The organism is Nocardioides sp. Z24_21 (assembly GCF_058134345.1).
In genome coordinates this window covers 97912-118214 of the sequence record NZ_JBYTTH010000002.1, presented here as the reverse complement: position 1 = coordinate 118214, position 20303 = coordinate 97912, and the positions used below count along the sequence as shown (strand labels likewise).

Here is a 20303-nt window from a genome sequence, read left to right as displayed (position 1 = left end):
CCCGGTCTTCACCGTCGGGCGTCGCCGTCAGGCGGGCGGGCGCGGCCCTCCGGCCGGGATCCACGCGGCGAACGTGGTGCCCTCCCCCAGCGTCGAGGTGACCTCGAGGGTGCCCCCGTGGGTGGTCACGACGCGCTCGATGATGGCCAGGCCCAGCCCCGTGCCCGGACGCCGCCGTGCCTCGGCGCTGCTGGATCGGAAGAACGGCTGGAACACCTTGTCGAGCTCGTCGGCAGCGATGCCGATGCCGGTGTCGGCGCAGGTCATCCGTACGCCGTCCACGCCGCCGGCGGCGTGCGCCGACGCCACAAGGGCGACCCGCCCGCCGGCCGGGGTGTACTTGACCGCGTTGCCCACCAGGTTGGCCACCATCCGCTGCAGGCCGGCGGCCTCGCCGATCAGCGTCAGACCGTCGGCCACCGAGGAATCCACCTCCACTCCGGCCGCGGCCGCGGTCGACGCCAGGTCGCCGCAGGTCTCGCGGACCAGCGCCGACAGGTCGACCTCCAGCGCCGCCGGCCCGTTGTCGGGGTCGCTCACCGAGGCCAGGGTCATCAGGTCGGCGACCATGTCCTCGATGCGCCGGGCCGAGCGGCCGAGCGCCCCGAGGGAGTCGCGGACGTCGTCGGGCGTGGGGTCCTGGTCGAGCAGCTCGAGGTGGGTGAACAGCACGCTCACCGGGTTGCGGAGCTCGTGGGCGAGGGTCAGCACCATGTCGCGCCGGTAGTCGTTGACCTCGCGCAGCTGGGCGTTGAGCGCCCGCTCGCGCTCCATCAGCCGTGCCTCGAGCATCAGCCGTGCCACGTCGCCGGCGACCGTGGTGGCGGCGTTGATCTCGGAGGCGTTCCAGCGCGGCGCGTCGGGTGCGCGTCCCATCACCAGCGTGGCGAGGTACTCCTCCCCCGCCCCGATCGGCACGAGCAGCCCGGACCCCATGCCGCGGGCGTCGAGCAGGCGCACCAGGGCGTCCGGTGTCTCGATCGACTCCTCGTGCATGCTCCAGGTGCGCTGCGTCTCGACCACGACGTGCCCACGCCGGCGCCACTGGTGGCGCATCAGCTCGGCGAGCTCGGCGCGTGCGGCCTGGAGTCCCTCGACCACGGTGCCCGTCGCGACCACGGCGACCTCGGCCATGTCCATCGCCTCGGTCATCGCCCGGGACAGCTCACCGACGAGCTCCTGCGCGCCCAGGCCGGGGCGTACGCTCTCGATCGCCCGGCGCGCCTGGGTGACCATGCGGAGCTGCTCGCCGTAGAGCTCGCGCTCCACGATGCTGATGACCGCGTCGAACATCGCGCCGACCTCGAGGTTGATCGCCTCCGCCGTCTTGGCCGTCGGACGCAGCCCCGAGTGCGGCTCGTCGAGGTAGACGATCGCGCGCAGGTCGCCGTCCTCGTTCTCCAGCAGGCGCAGCATCTGGTCGTCGGGGTCCCACCCGTCGGGCAGGCCGGACGGGGCCGTCGCGGGCTTGTGGCCGTACTCGTCGAGCCACGCGCGGGTGTCGTCGTCGAGGCGCTCGCCCGCGATGTGGCGCCAGCCCGCGAGGTCCTCCCCGAGCGCGTGGATGTGGTCGAGTGCGAGCGGCGAGGCCTGGCCGATCATCTTGTCGCGAGCCGCGTCGTCGCCGGCGATCGCCACGAACTCCAAGAAGCCGTCCGTGCGCAGCGCCTCGATGGCCACGACCTTGTGCTGGGTGCGGCGCGCCAGGTCCTCCGCGACGGCGTGCAGGACCGCGCGCTGGGCCTCGTTGCCCCACGCCTTCCCCCGTGGGCGCACCCACCCCGCGTCGTCGCCCACCAATGCTCCTGCCACCGAGACGAGCCAGATGGCGCGACGTTACCCTCGATCGGCGGGTTCGGTGCGGCTCTTGGGCAGGATCGTCGAGATGGTGACCCGCGGGTAACATAGCGGCATGAAGCGTGAGATCTACGACGAGGACCACGAGGCCTTCCGCGCCTCCGTCAAGCAGTTCCTGGACCGCGAGGTCGTCCCGCACCTCGACAGCTATGCCGGCAACCACGGCCTGGACCGCGACTTCTGGCTCGCGGCGGGCAAGCAGGGCTTCCTCGGCCTCGAGATCCCGGAGGCCTTCGGCGGCGCCGAGGCCGGCGACTACCGCTTCAACGCGGTGCTCACCGAGGAGCTCGCCAAGGTCAACATGACCCTTCCGAGCTGCGTGGGCATCCACGCCGACATCACCGTGCCCTACCTCGTGCACCTGACGAACGACGAGCAGAAGGCCCGCTGGCTGCCGCGCTGCGCGACCGGCGAGCTGGTCACGGCCATCGGGATGACCGAGCCAGGCGGCGGCTCCGACCTGGCCAACCTCAAGACGACGGCCGTGCGCGACGGCGACGACTGGATCATCAACGGGTCCAAGACCTTCATCACCAACGGTGGCTCCGCCGACCTCGTGCTGGTCGCGGCGCGCACCAGCCCGGAGAAGAAGGCCAAGGGCATCTCGCTCTTCGCCGTCGACACCACGCTCGACGGCTTCAGCGTCGGCCGGGTGCTCGACAAGGTCGGCCAGGACGAGTCCGACACCGCCGAGCTGTCGTTCGAGGACGTGCGGGTCAGCAACGACGACCTCGTCGGCCCGCTCGACACCGGCTTCATCTCGATGATGCAGTTCCTGCCGCAGGAGCGCCTCGGCTCGGCCGTCACCAACCTGGCCCACGCCCGGCAGATCCTCGAGGAGACGATCCAGTACGCCAAGGACCGTCAGGCGTTCGGCCAGCCGATCGGCGCCTTCCAGAACACCCAGTTCCTGCTGGCCGACCTGGTCACCCGCGTCGACGTCACCCAGGCGTTCGTCGACCAGTGCGTGCTCGCGCACACCAAGAAGGAGCTGACCCCCGTCGACGCCGCCAAGGCGAAGTGGTGGACCTCGCAGGTGCAGAACGACGTGCTCGACCACTGCGTGCAGGTGCACGGCGGCTACGGCTACATGAACGAGTACCGCGTCGCCCGCGCCTGGCGCGACGCGCGCGTGACGAAGATCTGGGCCGGCTCGAACGAGATCATGAAGATGCTGATCGGGCGCGACCTGGGCCTGTGATGCGGGCCTTCGTCGCCGTCCTGCCGCCGGCGGGGGTCGTCGAGCACCTCGACGACTTCCTGGCCGTGCGTCGGGAGGCGGCGGAGCTCCGCTGGTCCGCGCCCGAGCAGTGGCACGTGACCCTGGCGTTCGCGGCATCGTTGCCCGAGCGCTCGCTCGACCAGCTCGAGGAGCTGCTGGCCGCGGCCGCCGGGCGGCGGGCGTCCTTCGAGATGCTCGTCGCCGGCGGCGGCGCCTTCCCTCACCCCGACGCCGCACGCGTGCTGCACGCCGGCCTCGAGGTCGACGACGACGCCGGGCTCGACCGGCTCGCGGCGGCCTGCCGGGCCGCGGTGTCCCGTGCGGGCGGCCGGGTCGACGGCCAGCGGTTCCGCCCGCACCTCACCCTCGCCCGGCTCGGCAGGCCGGCCAACGTCACCTCGTGGGTCCGGGTCCTCGACACCTACGCGGGCCCGCGCTGGCAGGTCACCGAGGTCGCGCTGGTGGCCTCCCACCTCGGCGAGGGCCCACGCCGAGGCCCGCGCCACGAGGTCGTCGCGACCTTCCCCCTCGGCTGACGCCGGGCTCGCAGCCAAGGCTCCCCTTCGTTGCATCCGGCCGGGCGCCGAGCGACGATCGATGGGTGATCCCGGAGACCGGCACCGACGACGACCCGAAGCACTTCCATGCCGAGATGGGCGGCGCCGTCGGCGAGCGCCTCAACTGGCTGCGGGCCGCGGTGCTCGGCGCCAACGACGGCATCGTGTCGACCGCCGGCGTCGTGATGGGCGTGGCGGGCGCGACCGACGACAGCGGCGCCATCGTGATCGCCGGCATCGCCGCCCTGACCGCCGGCGCGCTCAGCATGGGCGCCGGCGAGTACGTCTCGGTCAGCACGCAGCGCGACTCCGAGCGGGCGCTGCTCGACCTGGAGGCGAACGAGCTGCAGCAGATGCCGCAGACCGAGGAGCGCGAGCTCGCCCAGAAGTACGTCGACAAGGGCCTGTCGCCCGAGACCGCGGAGCAGGTCGCCCGCGAGCTCACCGAGCACGACGCCCTGCGCGCGCACGCCGAGATCGAGTTCGGCATCGACCCCGACAACCTGACCAACCCCTGGCACGCCGCCTGGGCCTCGATCCTCGCCTTCACCGCGGGCGCGCTGCTGCCGCTGCTGATCGTGGCGTACGTCCCCGCCGGGCAGCGGATCCTCGTCACGGTGCTCAGCGTCGCCGCGGCGCTCGCGCTCACCGGCTTCGTCAGCGCGCGGCTCGGCTACAGCCCGCGAGGCCCTGCCGTGGTGCGCAACGTCGGCGGTGGGCTGCTCGCGATGGGCGTGACCTACCTGATCGGCACGCTGGCCGGCGTGCAGGTCGGCTGAGCCGCCCCTCCAGCGGAGCGAGGTCGGGCGTCGCGGTCGTCATCGTGGGCGCTGCGCGGCCAGGGTGACGTACGCCGGTCCGGTCTGCCCCGCGCCGCTGGTTCATCAAGGTATGTCGGCGAACCGTCACTTCCCACGGCGAGTTCACGCAGGGAAGTGCGGGTTGGTCTGCATACCTTGATGAACCGTCACGGCGGCGCGCCAGGCGCAGCACGAGCTGCGGGTCGATGGCGTACGACGACGGGGCCCCGGGGGTCCGCCGTCAGGACAGCGCGGACGCCACGTCGCGCGCGAGCCCGAGCCATCGCTCGAGCTCGTCGGCGTCCGGCTCCCAGTGCGCCATGACCGTCACGACGCCACCGGAGACCACCACCCACACCCCGCTGTCGACGATGCGCTGCATGAGCGGGGCCAACCGCTCCCGCGTCGCCGCGACGTCACCCGCCGCCAGCACCGGCTGCGGGCCGGCGTCGCTCGCCCGTCCGTGGAACCGGTCGGGGAACAGCAGGGGGGTCCACACCACGGGCAGGTCGCGCACGACCAGGTCGGCCTCGACCCCGGGCGCCTCGACCTGCGTGACGTGCACCCGGATGGCGTACTTCATGCCCGAGCCGCGCCGGGAGGTGTACGCCGTCCACGACCGTGACCGGAAGCCCTCGCCCGTCACGTCGAGGTCGCACTCGCCCACGTCGATCGCGTGGGCGCGCAGGTCGGCGGGGAAGGCACCCGCGGCGGCCGGGCCGCGGCGTACGGTCCAGCCGCGGTCGGCGGCGAGCCGGACCACGCTCTCCTGCGTGGCGTGCGCCTTCTCGACGAGCTCGCGGTCGCCCGCTCCGCCGCGACGGTAGTGACGCAGCCACGACCGTGCGCGCAGTGCGAGCACGACGACCAGGACGACGAGCAGGCCGACCCGCAACCAGTCCGAGATCTCCACGCGGCGGAACCTAGTAGCCCCTCGCCCGCCGCGCCCAGTCCTCGTCGTCCTCGTCGTCCTCGAGGCTGGCCGGGTCGACGTGCGCGGCGAGGTCGACGTCGCTCTGGGTCTGGATGTGCGTGCGGAGCTGGTCGTCCTCGGCCAGCTCGTGCTCGGTGATCTCGCGCACCTGGCGGTTCCAGTCGGCGACCGCCCGGTCGTGCGCCTGCTTGACCATCTGGCCGAGCACGGCGTGCGAGGAGGCGGCTCCCTCGGAGAACCGGATGTCGGTGACGACGGCGCTGCCGTCGACGGTGACCTCGACGAGCCCGCGACTCGAGCGGCCGACTGCGACGATCGCCATGATCCGGTCGCCCGCCGCGTCGGCGCGGCGGGCCCGCGCGGTGTGCTCCTCGCGCAGCCGGGCGAGGCCCGCCTCGGTGAACTCGGTGGGGATCTCGAAGCTCATGCGCCGGCACCGCCGCGGTCGATGCCGGAGTCGACGGCCTGGACGGCGTTGAGCATCGCGCCCCAGCCCGTGTCGACGAGCTCGGCGACGATCTTGAAGTCGGTCATGCCGCGCACCAGCGCCTGCGTGAAGGTGGTGCAGTCGGTGACCGTGATGCTGATCCGGGCGGTGGCCTTCGGGATGACCCACGACGCTCCGATGCCGACGGTCGCGGCGACCTCGCCGGCCCACGCGATGAGCGCCCCCACCAGGTCGGCGATCAGGTCGCGGACGAAGCTGCGCACGGCCTGGACGACCCCGCTGGCCAGCTGCATGCCCTGGGCGATGCACCGGCAGACGAACGCCGAGCGGTGCATCGCGTCGACCAGCGCGGCTGCCACCACACCGAAGGCGGTGGCGGCGAGTCCGCTCCAGCCGGACATCGCCGCGTTGAGGGCACTCATCAGGTCGGCCGCGGAGGACTCGAGGTGGTCGGCGATGTTGCCCCAGGAGACGCCGATCGACTCCACCAGCGCCGGGTTGCCGGCCAGCGAGTCGAGCATCTGCGGCAGGGGCGGGACGTAGTCCATGAGGAACCCGGCCACGCTGCTGAGCAGCGTCGCGAACGGGTCGATGGCCATCATCACCATGTCGGTGGCGACGCCGGCGAGGGCGATGACGCCGCTGAGCTCGTCGCCCTGGGCGAACGCCTGCCCGGCCGCCACGGCGCTGGAGGCGCCGGGGTGGAAGCCGACCAGACCGGAGTAGTCGCCCCCCGCCACCTGCTCGTAGGGAGAGCCCGCGAGGTCGATCGGCTCGACGGCGATCAGGTCGGACATCAGAGTGTTCCTCTCAGCTTGTCGTGCATCTGCGCCACGGCCGCGTCGGTCTTCTGGAAGTCGGCCGAGCACGCGTCCACCGCACCGGCCCCCTTGCCGAGGGCGCCCTCGATGGCCCCGATCGCCGTCAGCGCGGCGCTCGAGAAGGCCAGGCACGGCGGGGTGAAGAACGAGCAGATGATGCCGAACGCCTGCGGCGAGAGCGCCGTGACCGCGGCGCCGGCGGATCCGGCCTCTCCTGTCTGACCGGCGGCGGTGCTCAGCGCGGCCGAGATCCTGGACAGCTCGGACGGTTCGACGTAGAACCCGTTGCTCACGGTGTCTCCTGGGGGTCGAGGAAGCGGAGCAGCGCCTGTGCCACGCTGCGGTCGAAGAGTGCGTCCACGGCCCGACCCGCGGACCGGGACCCGAGACCGAGGCCGGCCTTGGCCTGCTGCAGCGCCGCCAGCGTCTCCTCGCGGAGCTCGTCGGCGCTCAGCCCGGTGATGCCCGGCTCGAACGACACCGACTGGATCATCCCCCGGGAGTCGACGCGCACCTGGACCGCACCGTCGAGGGCCTCGCCGCTGGCGCCGGAGCCGGGGGTGAGCATCTGCTCCTTGGCGGCGGCGTCCAGCTCACGAGCCCTCTCCAGCTTGCGCAGCACCTGCTCGTGGATCTCGTCCATCAGCTCGCGCTGCGCCGCGGACGCGCGGACCGGATCGGCGGGCGGCCGGACCGGTCGCAGCCACGGGCCGGGGGGAAGTTGGTCGGTCATGGGTGGATAGATACCGTCTCGCGGCCGGCTCAAACACGTGTCTCACGATCGTGAGCAGATCCCTGCCCCGATGCGCCCCGCACGCGCCCCTCAGCCGAGCGCCGCGACGATCTCGGTGACCTTGTCCTTGGCGTCGCCGAAGAGCATCTGGGTGTTGTCCTTGAAGAAGAGCGGGTTCTGCACCCCGGCGTAGCCGGTGGCCATCGACCGCTTGAAGACGATCACGTCGCGGGCCTTCCACACCTCGAGCACCGGCATGCCCGCGATCGGCGAGCCGGGCTCCTCGAGCGCGGCCGGGTTGACGGTGTCGTTGGCGCCGATGACCAGCACGACGTCGGTGTCGGCGAGGTCGTCGTTGATCTCGTCCATCTCGAGCACGATGTCGTAGGGGACCTTCGCCTCGGCGAGCAGGACGTTCATGTGCCCGGGCAGGCGGCCCGCGACGGGGTGGATGCCGAAGCGGACGTCGACGCCCTTGTCGCGCAGCTTCCGCGTCAGCTCGGCGACGGGGTACTGCGCCTGGGCCACGGCCATGCCGTAGCCGGGCGTGATGACCACCGACGAGGCCCCGGCGAGCAGGTCGGCGACCTCGCCCGCCAGGATCTCGCGGTGCTCGCCGTAGTCGCGGTCACCGCCCACGGTGGCGCCGTCCGAGCCGAAGCCACCGGCGATGACGCTGACGAACGAGCGGTTCATCGCCGTGCACATGAGGTAGCTGAGGATCGCGCCGGACGAGCCGACGAGCGCGCCGGTGATGATCAGCAGGTCGTTGCCGAGCATGAAGCCCGCCGCGGCCGCGGCCCACCCCGAGTAGCTGTTGAGCATCGACACCACGACCGGCATGTCACCGCCGCCGATGGCGGCGACGAGGTGGAAGCCCAGCGCCAGCGCGAGGACGGTCATGAGCGCGAGCGGCACCATCCCCACCCACCCGTCGGCGAGCATGAACCACACCATCAGCGCGGCGGACACCAGCAGGACGGCGAGGTTGAGCAGGTGGCGCGCGGGCAGCACCAGCGGCGAGGACTTCATCCGGGCGCTGAGCTTGAGGTTGGCCACGATCGAGCCGGTGAAGGTCACCGCGCCGATGAACACGCCCAGGAAGACCTCGGCGTTGTGCACCGCGTCGGACTCCAGCCCGAGCTCGCCGTGCAGGGAGGCGACCTCGATGAAGGTGTTGTAGCCGACCAGCACGGCGGCGAGGCCGACGAAGCTGTGCATCATCGCGATCAGCTCGGGCATGCCGGTCATCTCGACGCGCCGGGCGAGCCGGATCCCGATGACCGCGCCCACCGTGCCGGCGACGAGGATGATGACGAGCCCGACCACGACCGGGCCCTGGTCGACGTAGTCGGCGCCGAGGCGGTCGAGCACCAGCAGCAGGCTCGCGACCAGCGCGAGGGCCATGCCGGCCATGCCGAACGCGTTGCCGCGCCGCGCCGTCTCGTGCTTGCTCAGCCCGGCGAGGGCGAGGATGAACAGCAGCGCCGCGAGGATGTAGGCGCCCGTGACGAACGAGACCAGGCTCGAGTCCCTACCGAGGTCCATGCCGGTCTCAGCCCTTCTGGAACATGTTGAGCATCCGCCGGGTGACCAGGAAGCCACCGAAGACGTTGATGCTGGCGAGCAGGATGGCCACCCCGGCGACGAGCTGGACCGCGAGGTTGTCGACCGGGGCCTGCAGGATCGCCCCGACGACGATGATGCCGCTGATCGCGTTGGTGACGCTCATCAGCGGGGTGTGCAGCGCGTGGTGCACGTTGCCGATGACGTAGAAGCCGATCACGACGGCGAGCACGAAGACCGTGAGGCTCGGCAGGAAGCTCACCGGCGCGGCGGTCGCGAGCGCGAGGAACACCACGGCGGCCAGGCCGGCGGCGTAGAGCCGGCGACGCGGGTCGGGCGGCGGGGGCGGCTGCTTCTCGACGGCCGCGGGGGCGGCGGGGGCGGGCGCGGCAGAGACCTGCACGGGGGGCGGCGGCCACATCACCTCCGCGCCCTCGCCGGTCGATCGCGTCACGGTGATGCCACGCTGGACGACGTCGTCCAGGTCGAGGGTGAGCACGCCGTCCTTGCCGGGCGTCAGGAGCTTCATCAGGTTGACCACGTTGGTGCCGTAGAGCTGGCTCGTCTGCGCGGCCAGCCGGCCGGCGAGGTCGGTGTAGCCCAGCACGGTGACGCCGTTGGCGGTCACCACCCGCTCGTCCTCGACCGTCGCGGCGACGTTGCCGCCGTTGGCCGCGGCCATGTCGACGACGACCGACCCGGGCCGCATCGCAGCGACCGTCTCGGCGGTGATCAGCCGCGGTGCCGGCCGGCCGGGGATCAGCGCGGTGGTGATGACGATGTCGGCCGCGCGCGCCTCCTCGTCGTACATCGCGGCGGTCGCGGCCTCCTGCTCGGCGGTCATCTCCTTGGCGTAGCCGTCGGAGGACACCTCCTGCTCCATGTCGACGGTGACGAACTGCGCGCCCATCGACTCGACCTGCTCGGCCACCTCGGGACGCACGTCGAACGCGCGCACGACCGCGCCCAGGGAGCCCGCCGCGCCGATCGCGGCCAGACCGGCCACCCCGGCGCCGACGACGAACACCCGTGCAGGCGGCACCTTGCCGGCGGCGGTGACCTGGCCGGTGAAGAGCCGGCCGAACTCGTGGGCCGCCTCGATCACCGCGCGGTAGCCCGCGACGTTGGCCATCGAGGAGAGCACGTCCATCGACTGCGCGCGCGAGATGCGCGGCACGGCGTCCATCGCGAGCGCGGTCACGCCCTGCGCGGCGAGGCGCTCGACCAGCTCGGGGCTCCGGGCGGGCGCCATCAGGCTGACGACCGTCGCGCCCGGGCGCAGCCGGCCGATCTCGTCGTCGGTGGGCGCGTCGACCTTCACCACCACGTCGCTCGACCACACGTCGGCACCGGTCCCGACCGCGATGCCGGCCTCGGCGAACGCCGTGTCGGGCTGGTCGGCGGCCACGCCGGCCCCCGTCTCGACCACCACGTCGTAGCCGAGCGCCGCGAGCTGTGACGCCGTCTTCGCCGTGGCGGCCACCAGGGTCTCCCCTGGCCGGGACTCGCGAGGGATGCCGATGCGCACTACTGCCTCCTGGTGGCGGGCCGGACGGTCGGGCCGGGCACAAGGTACCGAACGTGTGGCGTGAGTCACGGCTGCACACCGTGGCGTGGACCACAGCGGCGCGGCCCGAGCAGCGGCGGGGGTCCTGCGCGAAGATGGTGCCCCCGACCGGGGCGACCGCCCTCGGCGACCCGTGATGGGGTGATCTCGTGCGACGACAGATCCCGAGGCGGCGCGACCTCGCTCCGCTGCTGCGCTTCAAGGAGCCCACCTGGTCGGCGCGCGAGCGACGCCTCGCCAACGCGCTGACCGTCGAGGACCTGCGTCGCATCGCCAAGAGGCGTACGCCCCGCGCGGCGTTCGACTACACCGACGGGGCCGCGGACGGCGAGGTCTCCCTGGCCCGCGCCCGGCAGGCCTTCGCCGACGTGGAGTTCCGGCCCGCGATCCTCCGCGACGTCTCCGAGGTCGACACCTCCCGCGACGTGCTCGGCGCCCGGGTGGCGCTGCCGTTCGGGATCGCCCCCACCGGCTTCACCCGGATGATGCAGGCCGAGGGCGAGATCGCCGGCGCGACGGCAGCCGCGGCCGCCGGCATCCCGTTCGCCCTCTCCACCATGGGCACCACCTCGATCGAGGAGGTCGCCGCCGCTGCCCCGGCCGCGAGCGGCGCGCGCAACTGGTTCCAGCTCTACATGTGGAAGGACCGCGAGCGCTCGATGGCGCTCGTCGAGCGGGCCGCCCACGCGGGCTTCGACACGCTGCTCGTCACGGTGGACGTGCCGGTGGCCGGCGCCCGGCTGCGCGACGTGCGCAACGGCATGACGATCCCGCCGACCCTCACCCCGCGCACCGTGCTCGACGCGATCCCCCGCCCCGCGTGGTGGTTCGACTTCCTCACCACCGGGCCGCTCGCGTTCGCCTCGCTCGACGCCTGGTCGGGCACGGTCGCCGAGCTGCTCGACACGATGTTCGACCCGACCGTGACCTACGACGACCTGGCGTGGATCCGGGACCAGTGGCCCGGCAAGGTCGTGGTGAAGGGCGTCCAGACCGTCGACGACGCGCGCCGCTGCGCCGACGTCGGCGTCGACGCGGTGCTGCTGTCCAACCACGGCGGGCGCCAGCTCGACCGGGCGCCGGTGCCCTTCCACCTGCTGCCCGACGTCGTCGCGGCCGTCGGCGACCGCGTCGAGGTGCACGTCGACACCGGCATCATGTCGGGGCAGGACGTCGTCGCCGCCGTCGCCCACGGCGCCACCTTCACCCTCGTCGGGCGCGCCTATCTCTACGGCCTGATGGCCGGCGGTCGCGAGGGTGTCGACCGGGTGATCGACATCCTGCGCGGGCAGGTCGAGCGGACGATGAAGCTGCTCGGCGTCCGCACGCTCGACGAGCTCACCCCCGACCACGTCGTGGCCCTGCGGCGGCTCACCGCCCGGTGAGCTGAGGGCTCGCCGTCAGTGCGCGACGCCGTAGAGCCGGTCGCCGGCGTCGCCGAGGCCCGGGACGATGTAGCCCTTGTCGTTGAGCATCTCGTCGATCGCCGCGGTCACGACGGTGACCGGGACGTCGAGGCCGGCGAGCCCCTTCTCGAGCCGGTCGACGCCCTCCGGCGCGGCGAGCAGGCAGATCGCGGTGATGTCGTCGGCTCCGCGGTCGGTGAGGAAGCGGACCGCCGCCGCGAGGGTGCCACCGGTGGCCAGCATCGGGTCGAGCACGTAGCACTGGCGCCCGGACAGGTCCTCGGGCAGCCGCTCGGCGTAGGTCGAGGCCTCGAGCGTCTCCTCGTTGCGCACCATGCCGAGGAAGCCCACCTCCGCCGTCGGCAGCAGCCGCATCATCCCGTCGAGCATGCCCAGGCCCGCCCGCAGGATCGGGACGACCATCGGCTTGGGGTGCGCGAGGTAGACCCCCGACGTGGGGCCGACGGGCGTGGTGATCGGCCGTGGGTCGACACGCACCTCGCGCGTCGCCTCGTAGGCCAGCAGCGTCACCAGCTCGTCGGTCAGCCGTCGGAACGTCGGGGAGTCGGTCTGCTCGTCGCGGAGGACGGTCAGCTTGTGGGAGACGAGGGGGTGGTTCACCACGTGCAGGCGCATGGGGTCACCCTAGTGGGGTACGAACCCGGCGACCGCGGCGCCGGCGAGGGTTGGCGGCCCCCGTGCTTTCTGCGACATTTGACGTCGACGGTGGTGGAGGAGGTGTGGGGATGTCCGAGCCCGGCCAGGTCGACTTCGCGCTGGTCGCCTTCCGCGAGGACGGCGCGTGGCAGGTGCAGGAGATCGCCTCGCCCGCGTTCGACACGATCGACTCGCTGGGCCACGCGCTGCGCCAGGTCTCCGGCGACGATGGCGCCGTCGGGATGGTCGCGGTCGACGAGGACTTCTTCGTGCTGGTGCGCGTCGTCGGTGCGCGTACGCGCGTGCTGCTCTCCGACGTGACGGCCGCCGACACGTGGGAGCTCGCGCAGTCTGCGATCGACCACCTCGGCCTGCCCCCGCCCGAGGACGACGACATCGAGGTGCCGGCAGGCGACCTCGACCTGCTCGCCGACCTCGGCCTGCACGCCGTCGACCTCGGCGCGCTCCTCGACGACGTGGAGCTCTACCCCGACGAGATGCTCTCCGACATCGCCCGCCGACTGGGCTTCGGCGAGCTCTTCGACGACGCCGTGGGCCTCACCTCCGCATGACGCTGCACACCACCCGGGTCGGCACCTGGGACGACGCCATGCGCCTCGCGCTCGCCGAGGCACGGGCCGCCCTGGCCGCCGACGACGTGCCGGTCGGCGCGGTGGTCCTCGACGAGTCGGGCGCGGTCGTCGCCACCGGCCACAACACCCGCGAGGCCGAGGGCGACCCCACCGGCCACGCCGAGGTGGTGGCCCTGCGCGCCGCGGCGGCCGCCCGCGGAGAGTGGCGGCTGTCGGGGTGCACGCTGGTCGTCACGCTCGAGCCGTGCACGATGTGCGCCGGCGCGGTGGTCCTCGCCCGCGTCGACCGCCTCGTCTTCGGCGCCTACGACGACAAGCTGGGCGCCGTGGGCTCGCTCTGGGACGTGGTGCGCGACCGCCGCCTCAACCACCGTCCCGAGGTCGTCGCGGGGGTGCTGGCCACGGAGTCCACCGCCCTGCTCGACGACTTCTTCGCCCGCCACCGCACGGTCGCCCCGCCCGCCGGCTGACCCGGCCCGACCCCGCTGACGCGGCCCGCCCGGCGACGTACGCTCGCTGCATGACCGTCGTGCGCCGCGCCGCCGTCGAGGACGCCGAGGTGCTCGGGCGCCTGCTGTGGGACTTCAACACCGAGTTCGACACCGAGACCGACGACGCCGAGGTGCTCGCGGGGCGCTTCGCCCGCCTGCTGGGCCTCGACGGCGTGCTCGCCGTGCTCGCGGAGGACACCTCCGACCTCGCGGTGGGGTTCGCCCTGGTCACGCTGCGCCCGGCGATCTGGTACGACGGCCCGGTGGCGCAGCTCGAGGAGCTCTACGTCGTCCCCGCCCTGCGCTCGCGCGGCGTCGGCACCCGGATCCTCGCCCTGTGCCGCGACCTCGCCCGCGACCTGGGGTCGCCCGAGATGCACATCAACGTCGACGAGGTCGACACCGACACCCGGCGCTTCTACGAGCGGCACGGCTTCGCCACCATCGAGGAGGGCTCCGAGCACCGCATGCTCTGCTACGTCGGCCCGACCGCCTGACCCGTCGCGCGCCCGGCCGCGACCATCTCCTCGACGCCCTCGCCCAGGCACTCCTCCAGCGCACCGAGGTCGGCCACCGCGCTCGCGTCGACGTTGACGCCGATGCACGCGGTGTCGGCGCAGGTCACCAGGCACACCGTCAGCGCCGAGCCGGGCAACGGCCCCAGGACGTACATCCCCTCCACCTCGGCCCCGGCCATGAAGCGTCGGCGTGGCGGGCCCGGCAGGGAGAGGACGAACGCGTCGGGGGCCGTGGCGGCGCGCAGGGCGGACGCCCCGACGACGGCCGGGAGCCGGTTGATCAGCGGCGCCGCGGCGTCGAGCACCTCGAGGGCCCGCTCGGTGTGCAGCGACAGCACCTCGCCGCGCACCGCCGCGACCCGGTCTACCGGGTCCTCGACGGCGAGCGGACCGCTGACCTGCGCGGTGGCGAAGCGGTTGCCGAGGTCGTTGGCGCGGGCCAGCGAGACGCGGACGCCCACCGGGATCTCGGCCACCGTGCTGCCGCGCCGCGCGTGGTAGCGCCGCAGCCCGCCGAGGACCAGCGCCACGGTCGTGTCGTCGACCGACCCCCCGGCGAGGCGGGCGACGGAGCGCAGCGGCTCGAGGGGGGCCCGGAAGGTGAGGAACCGCCAGCGCCGCCCCGTGCGCGGCGAGAGCTCCGGCGAGGGCGGCGCGGCCGGGGTGAGGAGCCGGCGCACCGAGGCGCCGTAGCGCAGCGTCGAGGCGACGGTCGCCTGCGGTCGCACCGCCGCCAGCGCGGCGCGGCGGGCGGCGGCGCGGGCGAGGTGGGGAAGCGCGGCGACCTCGGTGCGCAGGCCGGTGACGGCCAGGTCGACCGGGTCGGCGTCCGCCGGCGCCACGTGCTCCTCGCCGAGCGGCTTGAGCGGGGTGTGCGCGCGGCGATCGGACTGGAGCATCGAGAGCAGCTGCACCGTGCCGAGCGGGTCGGCGAGCGCGTGGTGGATCTTGAGGACGTACGCCGCCCCGCTCGGCATGCCGTCGAAGAGGACCCCCTCCCACAGCGGGCGCGACCGGTCGAAGGGTCGCAGCGCGATCTGTGCGGCCTCGCCGAGCATCTCCTCACGGCTGGCGACCCGCTCGCGGCGCAGGTGGTAGCCGAGGTCGAAGGTCGGGTCGTCGGCCCAGACCGGAGCGGCGGTCGGGACGGCCGGCTCGACGACGCGCTGGCGCAGGCGGCGCACCAGCTCGGTGCCCCACTCGGTGGCCGCGACGAAGCGCTGCCAGTCGGGCGCCCGGTCGAGGTCGATCACGACGGTGGTCGTCGACGACTGCACCGGGTGCCGCTCGGCACGCCACAGCAGGGTCTGCATCGGCGTCAGCTCGCCGCCGGTGGCCATCGACGCGGCCGCCACCCAGCGCTCGACGTCGGCGGGGGTGCTCATGCGGGGTCCCCGCGGCGTTGTTCGGGGGAGCGCAGCGGAGGAGAAGAAGGTCGTGGGGTGCTCATGCGGGCCACCTCGCGAGTGTCTGCTCGAACCTCGTGTGCAGCGCCGCGATCCGCTCGCTCATGTCGTCCACGCTCCAGTCGGTCTCGGGCTCCAGCACGCACGCGTCGACGACCCCCGGGTGGAGCACCATCGACCCGCGCCGCATCAGCTCCCCGGTGTTGCGGAGCACGATCGGCACCACCGGCACGCCCGCCTGGGCGGCGAGGTGGAACGCGCCCTTGCGGAACGGACCCAGCACGGGGGTCGGCGACCGCGTCCCCTCCGGGAAGATCATCAGCGAGGTGCCCGAGCGGATCCGCTCGACGACCCCGTCGAGCGTCGCGCGCGCCGACGCGGAGTCGGAGCGGTCGATCCAGGCCGGGTCGACGACCACCGAGCCGACGACGGCGCGGGGGTCCCAGCGCGCCTCCTTCTTCGCGACGATCGTGAAGTCGCGCTCGAGCAGGCGGCCCAGGACCGGGACGTCGAGCGCGCTCTGGTGGTTGGCCACGAAGATGGCCGGGCGGTGGGTCCACAGCCGCTCCCGGTGGAGCACGTCCAGGCCGACGCCGGCCAGCGCCATCGGCAGGTGGGTGGCGAGCCGGAGCGCGGCGTTGCGGCCCTCGCGCAGGTCGCCGCGCGCCAGCCCGTAGGCCAGCCCCAGGCCGACCCCCGCGTTCATGCCGGCCAGCGCGAGCGCCGTACGCCCGGCCCCGCGGAGCGAGCCGCCCACCGGGTCGGAGAGGTCGAGCACCGGCCACCCGAGGCGGGCGGCGGCGGCGCGCAGGTCGCGGTGCGGGTTGAGGGCGGTGGGGCGGCCCACCGAGGAGAGGAACGCGACGTCCTCGTAGCCGTTGCCGTAGGCGTAGGAGTCGGCGAGGTCGAGCGCGTGCTCGCGGGCGAACGCACGCACCCCGCTCGCCTTGTGGCGGCCCCACAGCATGGGTCCGTCGGTGGCCCCGGTGAACTGGCCGTCCTCCACGACGAGGCGGGTGCAGACGAGGTGGTCGACGCCGAGGTCGCGGGCCACCGGGGCGACCTGGTAGGGCGTGGCGGCCGACGCGACGGCGACGGTGTGGCCGGCGCGCTGGTGCGCCGCGACGAGCGCGCGCGACTCGCGGCGGATGGTGCCGGCGATCTTGGCGCGGAAGAGCCGCTCACCGAGGTCGGCGAAGGCCTCCTCGGACTCGCCCCGCATGGCGGAGAAGGCGACGTGTGCGATGCGGGTCGGGTCGCCGCCGAGCTCGCCGTCGACGGCCGTGACGACGGTGCGCAGGAACTCGGCCGGAGAGACGTCGCGGCCCCGGAGCCGGTCGCCGTAGAACGTGGCGGCGGTGTAGCCGGCGACGAGGGTGCCGTCGAGGTCGAAGAACGCGCCCACCGACGGGCCCTGCGGCCCGGCCTCGATGGCCTCGATCGCCTCCTGCGCTGCGCTCGAGAGCCCGCTCACACGCGCTCCGCCCTCGGCACCGGCTGCCGCTGCGGCGCCGGGTCGGGGTCCGGGCCGGGGTCGGGCGTCGGCGCGGGGTGGCCGACCGTGACCGTGTCACCGGCCATCTCCCCGACGATGTTGACGCGCCGCACGGAGTCGCGCAGCTCGGCGGCGAACGCCTCCCGGGCCGACCCGACGCCCGCGCCCTCGGCGAGCAGCCCCCGGTGGCGGGCGAGCGCCAGCGCGGACCGGAAGAGCTCGAGCGAGATCGACTCCTGGCTCGCCACCCGGCGCTGCAGTGCCCACTGGCGGCCCACCGCGAGCGAGTCGGCGAGCAGCTCGTCCTCGTCGACCGGGCCGTCGCCGTGGTCGGCGAGCCGGTCGGCGACGACGAGGTAGGCGTCGAGGAAGGGGCGCAGCACGAGGTGGGCCAGGTGGGGCCGGGCCTGCACGAGCAGCTCGCGCGCCCGCGCGGGCGTCATCTCCGTGACGCCTTCGCCGGCCAGCAGCCGCAGCTCGGTGCGCAGCTCGGCCTCGAACCGGCCTCGCGAGGGGAAGAAGAACTCGAACTTGAGCAGGTCGCGCATCCGCTTCGCCTCCTCCCAGCCCACCTGGAGCTCACCTCCCGGCGGCAGCTCCGCGCCGGGCTCCAGCTCGCTGACGGTGAGGAGGGACAGCTCGCCGATCGCCCGGTCGACGAGCACGTGGATCACGGTGTTGCGGTAGAACGCGGCCACGAGGTGCTGGTCGTCCCCGATCTTCCAGACCGGCTCGGTGCCCTGGTCGTACGCCGTGAGCACGCCGCTGCGGGTCAGGTCGGCGAGGGCGCGCCGGATGGTCGCGCGGTCGCGGAGGTCGGCCGCCCCGGCGACCGGCCAGCGGCGCGCGTCGATGTAGGCGGCGAGCGGCTCGACCGTCTCGAGCACCTCGTCCACGGTCAGCGCCCGGTCGGCGCCGAGGAGGGCGAGGGAGACGATCGCGGTGGTGGTGACCGGGGTGGCCCGGTTGAGCCGGTGGGAGATGTCGAGCGCGACCCGCTCGACGGCCTGGTGGCCGGTGACGCCCTCGGCGGCGAGCTCGGCCATCCGCTCGCCGAGCGAGAACGGCTCGCCGACGGTGAGGTAGGCGCGCCCGAGGCGCTTGTGCTGGAGGCGGGCGAAGCGCACCAGCCAGCGCCAGTCCTCGGGCGTCTTGCTGGCGCCGCGCGCCTCCTCGGTCATCGACGAGACCTCGTGGAGCTGGTCGTAGACGACCGAGACCGGCACGACCTGCACGTCGGGGGCGTCGTCGTGCTCGTCCTGACCCTGCACGGTGTCGGTGAGGTACTTCAGGATCCCGTGCACCGGCGGGCGCAGCTTGCCCGTACGCGTCCGGCCACCCTCGATCGACCAGGCCAGGTTGCGCTTGTTGGCCACCAGCCGGCGGATGTAGGAGCGCAGCGCGAGGCGGTAGACCGGGATCTCCTGGGTGGCGCGGCGGATGAAGATGAGGCCGGTGCGGCTGGCGACGGAGCCGATGACCGGCAGGTTGAGGTTGGCGCCGCCGAAGGTGTAGGTCGGGGAGAACCGGCGTGCCCGCAGCACGTTGGGGATGACCATGCCGTCGAGGTAGGAGCGGTGGCTGAAGGCGAGGGCCAGGCTGTGCGTGCGGTCGAGCTTGCGCAGCTGCTGCACCTGGTCCTCGTCGACCAGGACGTCGTAGGCGCGCAGGAACCACTCGCCCATCCGCGCCCAGCCCTGCGACGCCCGGTCGTCGTGGGCGGCGCACATCTCGTGGAGGTAGCCCGTGACCTCCTGCCAGACCTCCTCCTCGGGGCGGCCCTGCTCGTCGGCGTGCGCGGCGACGGCGCGCTGGAACCGCTTGTCGTGGAGGAGCTCGGTGACCTCCGGGGGCGGCGCGGCCGGCAGCCGGTCCCCCACGCTCCTCGGCAGTGCGGCGCGCGCGAGGTCGCGGGCACGTCGGACGACAGCCACAGCCCCTCCTTCCCGCACGCGCGGCGGCGCGAGCACAGGCGTCCGCCGAAGTTACCGTCGTACGCGCTCCGTGACCACGGCATCGACGCACTTCGTGGACCACCCGCGGTTTTCGGCTCGCCCGACCTCTCCGGTAACGTTCGGCGCGGTGACGTGTCCGAGCGGCCTAAGGAGAACGCCTCGAAAGCGTTTGTGGGCGCAAGTCCACCGAGGGTTCAAATCCCTCCGTCACCGCCACCTGATGTCTCTGGACATCGGAGACTCCCGGATCCGCGACTCGCAGGTCCGGGAGTCGTCATTTCGCGGTCGTCGCGGCCCGATCGCCCTCATCGGTCGTCATCCCCGCTCGCCGTAGGCTCGGGTGCATGGCCGACCACAATCCCGCGCTGCGCGCCCTGGCCGAGTCGGGCCTCGACCACGAGGTCACCCGCCACGGCCGGGTCGGCTCCCTGGCCGAGGCCGCCGCCGCCCGCGGCGTGGAGCCGTCGGCGATCGTGAAGACGATGGTGGTGCGCCGCGGTGAGGGCGACCACCTGTTCGTGCTCGTGCCGGGCGACCGGGAGATCTCGTGGCCCAAGCTCCGTGCCCTGCTCGGCGTCAACCGGATCTCGATGCCCGACGCGGAGGCCGCGCGAGAGGTCACCGGCTACGAGCGCGGCACGATCACGCCGTTCGGGTCGAGGACGGCGCTGCCGGTGGTCGCCGACGAGCGCGTCACCGGCCGGACCGTCTCCATCGGCGCGGGCGCCCACGGCCTGGCGGCCACCGTCTCCGGCGACGAGGTCGTGGCCCACCTCCAGGCGCAGGTCGCGGACGTCACCGACCCCGCCTGAGCCCCACGTGAGCGGCCGGCAGGCGGCCCAGACGGGTCGCCTCTGGGGTGCCTCACGCGTGCATCCCGCTTGTACCGTGTCCGCGTGACCGCCACGGTGCTCGTCGTCGAGGACGAGCCCGACCTCGCCCAGATCATGGTGCTGGCCCTGCGGCGGGCCGGCTTCGAGGTGCTCGCCGTCGAGTCGGGGGCGGCCGCCGTCGCCTCGGCCCAGGACCAGTCGGTGGGCTTGGTCGTCATCGACCGCGGTCTGCCAGACATGGACGGGCTGGAGGCCGTCGCGTCGCTGCGCGCGGGCGGCTACCGCGGTGCGGTGCTCGTGACGAGCGGCAACGCCGGCGAGGCGCACGTCGCCGAGTGTCTCGAGGCCGGCGCCGACGACGTGCTCGACAAGCCGTTCTCCCTCGCGCAGCTGGTGGCGCGGGTGACGGCGCTCGAGGGACCTCCGACCCGGTGACCACCACCT

21 protein-coding genes and 1 tRNA gene are annotated in these 20303 nt (G+C 73.3%); 10 read left to right on the top strand and 12 right to left on the bottom strand.

Annotated features, from left to right (window positions below):
* Positions 1–27: 27 nt before the first annotated feature.
* Positions 28–1797 carry a sensor histidine kinase gene (locus AC3X7Z_RS06965; RefSeq protein ID WP_186339827.1) on the bottom strand — a complete coding sequence of 590 codons (1770 nt, stop codon included), beginning with the start codon at positions 1795–1797 and terminating at the stop codon, positions 28–30.
* A 115-nt stretch (positions 1798–1912) separates the two neighbouring features.
* On the opposite strand from AC3X7Z_RS06965, the gene AC3X7Z_RS06960 reads away from it, so the two are divergent.
* The 3 genes from AC3X7Z_RS06960 (at position 1913) to AC3X7Z_RS06950 (ending at position 4415) form a co-directional block, all read left to right on the top strand.
* Positions 1913–3058, top strand: coding sequence for an acyl-CoA dehydrogenase family protein (locus tag AC3X7Z_RS06960; protein ID WP_186339826.1), 1146 nt, complete (start codon positions 1913–1915; stop codon positions 3056–3058).
* Entirely contained in the window at positions 3058–3615 is a 558-nt protein-coding gene (thpR, locus tag AC3X7Z_RS06955; RefSeq protein ID WP_186339825.1) for an RNA 2',3'-cyclic phosphodiesterase, read from the top strand. Before AC3X7Z_RS06960 ends, thpR begins: the two co-directional genes overlap by 1 nt.
* Positions 3616–3680: 65 nt before the next feature.
* A complete protein-coding gene (locus AC3X7Z_RS06950) occupies positions 3681–4415 on the top strand; it encodes a VIT1/CCC1 transporter family protein (protein WP_489975450.1) in 735 nt (244 codons plus the stop codon).
* Between the two features lie 262 nt (positions 4416–4677).
* Here AC3X7Z_RS06950 and AC3X7Z_RS06945 read toward each other — a convergent pair whose 3' ends face one another.
* The 7 genes from AC3X7Z_RS06945 to AC3X7Z_RS06915 all read right to left on the bottom strand — a co-directional run bounded on the left by AC3X7Z_RS06945 (position 4678) and on the right by AC3X7Z_RS06915 (position 10466).
* Positions 4678–5349 carry a hypothetical protein gene (locus tag AC3X7Z_RS06945; protein ID WP_489975449.1) on the bottom strand — a complete coding sequence of 224 codons (672 nt, stop codon included), beginning with the start codon at positions 5347–5349 and terminating at the stop codon, positions 4678–4680.
* 10 nt (positions 5350–5359) lie between these two features.
* Complete coding sequence (locus AC3X7Z_RS06940; protein WP_186339823.1) at positions 5360–5797, bottom strand: YbaB/EbfC family nucleoid-associated protein; 438 nt, start codon at positions 5795–5797, stop codon at positions 5360–5362.
* Entirely contained in the window at positions 5794–6615 is an 822-nt protein-coding gene (locus AC3X7Z_RS06935; RefSeq protein WP_186339822.1) for a WXG100 family type VII secretion target, read from the bottom strand. Before AC3X7Z_RS06935 ends, AC3X7Z_RS06940 begins: the two co-directional genes overlap by 4 nt.
* Positions 6615–6932, bottom strand: a complete 318-nt coding sequence (locus AC3X7Z_RS06930) for a type VII secretion target (protein WP_186339821.1) — start codon at positions 6930–6932, stop codon at positions 6615–6617. Before AC3X7Z_RS06930 ends, AC3X7Z_RS06935 begins: the two co-directional genes overlap by 1 nt.
* Positions 6929–7372, bottom strand: a complete 444-nt coding sequence (locus AC3X7Z_RS06925; RefSeq protein ID WP_186339820.1) for a hypothetical protein — start codon at positions 7370–7372, stop codon at positions 6929–6931. Before AC3X7Z_RS06925 ends, AC3X7Z_RS06930 begins: the two co-directional genes overlap by 4 nt.
* Positions 7373–7462: 90 nt before the next feature.
* Positions 7463–8920, bottom strand: coding sequence for a Re/Si-specific NAD(P)(+) transhydrogenase subunit beta (gene pntB / locus AC3X7Z_RS06920; protein WP_489975448.1), 1458 nt, complete (start codon positions 8918–8920; stop codon positions 7463–7465).
* A gap of 7 nt (positions 8921–8927) precedes the next feature.
* On the bottom strand, positions 8928–10466 hold the full coding sequence (locus tag AC3X7Z_RS06915; RefSeq protein WP_186339818.1) for a Re/Si-specific NAD(P)(+) transhydrogenase subunit alpha: 1539 nt from the start codon (positions 10464–10466) through the stop codon (positions 8928–8930).
* A gap of 188 nt (positions 10467–10654) precedes the next feature.
* Between AC3X7Z_RS06915 and AC3X7Z_RS06910 the strand changes: the two genes are divergently transcribed.
* Positions 10655–11890 (top strand): alpha-hydroxy acid oxidase, encoded by a 1236-nt coding sequence (locus AC3X7Z_RS06910; RefSeq protein ID WP_186339817.1) that lies wholly within the window; start codon positions 10655–10657, stop codon positions 11888–11890.
* Between the two features lie 15 nt (positions 11891–11905).
* Here the strand turns inward: AC3X7Z_RS06910 and upp are convergent, their stop codons facing one another.
* Entirely contained in the window at positions 11906–12547 is a 642-nt protein-coding gene (gene upp / locus AC3X7Z_RS06905) for a uracil phosphoribosyltransferase (protein WP_186339816.1), read from the bottom strand.
* Positions 12548–12657: 110 nt separating this feature from the next.
* Between upp and AC3X7Z_RS06900 the strand changes: the two genes are divergently transcribed.
* Genes AC3X7Z_RS06900 through AC3X7Z_RS06890 form a run of 3 tightly spaced genes read left to right on the top strand, consistent with a single transcriptional unit; the run spans position 12658 to position 14149 of the window.
* Entirely contained in the window at positions 12658–13140 is a 483-nt protein-coding gene (locus AC3X7Z_RS06900) for a tRNA adenosine deaminase-associated protein (RefSeq protein WP_186339815.1), read from the top strand.
* 38 nt (positions 13141–13178) lie between these two features.
* Positions 13179–13631, top strand: a complete 453-nt coding sequence (locus tag AC3X7Z_RS06895) for a nucleoside deaminase (RefSeq protein WP_489976002.1) — start codon at positions 13179–13181, stop codon at positions 13629–13631.
* 50 nt (positions 13632–13681) lie between these two features.
* A complete protein-coding gene (locus tag AC3X7Z_RS06890) occupies positions 13682–14149 on the top strand; it encodes a GNAT family N-acetyltransferase (RefSeq protein WP_186339814.1) in 468 nt (155 codons plus the stop codon).
* Here AC3X7Z_RS06890 and AC3X7Z_RS06885 read toward each other — a convergent pair.
* The 3 genes from AC3X7Z_RS06885 to AC3X7Z_RS06875 all read right to left on the bottom strand — a co-directional run bounded on the left by AC3X7Z_RS06885 (position 14128) and on the right by AC3X7Z_RS06875 (position 19005).
* Positions 14128–15555, bottom strand: coding sequence for a wax ester/triacylglycerol synthase domain-containing protein (locus AC3X7Z_RS06885; protein ID WP_489975447.1), 1428 nt, complete (start codon positions 15553–15555; stop codon positions 14128–14130). The two genes, AC3X7Z_RS06890 and AC3X7Z_RS06885, sit on opposite strands and share 22 nt — an antisense overlap.
* 61 nt (positions 15556–15616) lie before the next feature.
* Positions 15617–17050 carry an HAD-IB family hydrolase gene (locus AC3X7Z_RS06880; RefSeq protein ID WP_489975446.1) on the bottom strand — a complete coding sequence of 478 codons (1434 nt, stop codon included), beginning with the start codon at positions 17048–17050 and terminating at the stop codon, positions 15617–15619.
* On the bottom strand, positions 17047–19005 hold the full coding sequence (locus AC3X7Z_RS06875) for a lysophospholipid acyltransferase (RefSeq protein WP_489975445.1): 1959 nt from the start codon (positions 19003–19005) through the stop codon (positions 17047–17049). The genes AC3X7Z_RS06880 and AC3X7Z_RS06875 overlap by 4 nt, the downstream gene beginning before the upstream one ends.
* 147 nt (positions 19006–19152) lie before the next feature.
* On the opposite strand from AC3X7Z_RS06875, the gene AC3X7Z_RS06870 reads away from it, so the two are divergent.
* The 3 genes from AC3X7Z_RS06870 to AC3X7Z_RS06860 all read left to right on the top strand — a co-directional run bounded on the left by AC3X7Z_RS06870 (position 19153) and on the right by AC3X7Z_RS06860 (position 20294).
* Positions 19153–19242: transfer RNA gene (locus AC3X7Z_RS06870), tRNA-Ser, on the top strand.
* 128 nt (positions 19243–19370) lie between these two features.
* Positions 19371–19838 (top strand): aminoacyl-tRNA deacylase, encoded by a 468-nt coding sequence (locus tag AC3X7Z_RS06865; RefSeq protein WP_186339810.1) that lies wholly within the window; start codon positions 19371–19373, stop codon positions 19836–19838.
* A gap of 84 nt (positions 19839–19922) precedes the next feature.
* Entirely contained in the window at positions 19923–20294 is a 372-nt protein-coding gene (locus AC3X7Z_RS06860; RefSeq protein ID WP_186339809.1) for a response regulator transcription factor, read from the top strand.
* Positions 20295–20303 lie beyond the last annotated feature (9 nt).

Coding starts and splice junctions, on each gene's coding strand:
- AC3X7Z_RS06960 (WP_186339826.1), top strand. CDS start 1,913: ATGAAGCGTGAGATCTACGACGAGGACCACGAGGCCTTCCGCGCCTCC.
- thpR (WP_186339825.1), top strand. CDS start 3,058: ATGCGGGCCTTCGTCGCCGTCCTGCCGCCGGCGGGGGTCGTCGAGCAC.
- AC3X7Z_RS06940 (WP_186339823.1), bottom strand. CDS start 5,797: ATGAGCTTCGAGATCCCCACCGAGTTCACCGAGGCGGGCCTCGCCCGG.
- AC3X7Z_RS06935 (WP_186339822.1), bottom strand. CDS start 6,615: ATGTCCGACCTGATCGCCGTCGAGCCGATCGACCTCGCGGGCTCTCCC.
- AC3X7Z_RS06925 (WP_186339820.1), bottom strand. CDS start 7,372: ATGACCGACCAACTTCCCCCCGGCCCGTGGCTGCGACCGGTCCGGCCG.
- pntB (WP_489975448.1), bottom strand. CDS start 8,920: ATGGACCTCGGTAGGGACTCGAGCCTGGTCTCGTTCGTCACGGGCGCC.
- upp (WP_186339816.1), bottom strand. CDS start 12,547: ATGCGCCTGCACGTGGTGAACCACCCCCTCGTCTCCCACAAGCTGACC.
- AC3X7Z_RS06900 (WP_186339815.1), top strand. CDS start 12,658: ATGTCCGAGCCCGGCCAGGTCGACTTCGCGCTGGTCGCCTTCCGCGAG.
- AC3X7Z_RS06895 (WP_489976002.1), top strand. CDS start 13,179: ATGCGCCTCGCGCTCGCCGAGGCACGGGCCGCCCTGGCCGCCGACGAC.
- AC3X7Z_RS06890 (WP_186339814.1), top strand. CDS start 13,682: ATGACCGTCGTGCGCCGCGCCGCCGTCGAGGACGCCGAGGTGCTCGGG.
- AC3X7Z_RS06885 (WP_489975447.1), bottom strand. CDS start 15,555: ATGAGCACCCCCGCCGACGTCGAGCGCTGGGTGGCGGCCGCGTCGATG.
- AC3X7Z_RS06865 (WP_186339810.1), top strand. CDS start 19,371: ATGGCCGACCACAATCCCGCGCTGCGCGCCCTGGCCGAGTCGGGCCTC.